General features: G+C 34.4%; 1 protein-coding gene. It reads left to right on the forward strand.

The features are described from left to right. Positions 1 to 21: 21 nt before the first annotated feature. Positions 22 to 604: ImmA/IrrE family metallo-endopeptidase (locus tag PEPTYR26121_RS08900; protein WP_180501070.1), on the forward strand; the 583-nt coding region annotated here is incomplete at its 3' end.

The following is a 604-nucleotide window of genomic DNA, read 5'->3' on the forward strand; positions in this document are numbered from 1 at the left end:
AATTGAAAAAGAGAGGTAGGCATGTATCAATATAACTTCAACAAATCAAGTACAGGTGCTCCATTTATCACTTTAGATCAAATTGAATCACTGACCGAGAATATTCTCAATAAATATTGTCCATCTGCAATTGAAAATTTTGAAGCAGTAGATATTGAGGGACTAGCAGAATTTGATTTAGGATTTAATGTTGAATATGCCTATTTATCTCATAACGGATGCTATGCAGGGATGATGGTCTTTAATGATGACCAAGTAATACGAACAATGAAAAGCCTAATGCCAAATGTTGAAACTGGACAATGGGAACTAGAATATCTTACAGATAGAGCCAATACTATTCTAATAGATAAGCAATTAGACAATCCAAGAGATAAAGGATTTAGAAGATTTACTCTAGCCCATGAATGCGGACATGGTGTAATTCATCCGTGTGTATTCTATAGAGATCCAAACCAACTATCTTTTTTTAATGGAGAAGAAAAGCCTGCATCACTAGCTTGTCGAACTGGCGATGTTAATAAGAAGAAAAATAAACGCTGGGGATTTATGGATACAATAGAATGGCAGGCGAATACATTTGCTTCTTGTCTTTTGATGAATA

The organism is Aedoeadaptatus nemausensis, assembly GCF_903819165.1.
In the GTDB taxonomy this organism is placed as follows: Bacteria; Bacillota; Clostridia; order Tissierellales; family Peptoniphilaceae; genus Aedoeadaptatus; species Aedoeadaptatus nemausensis.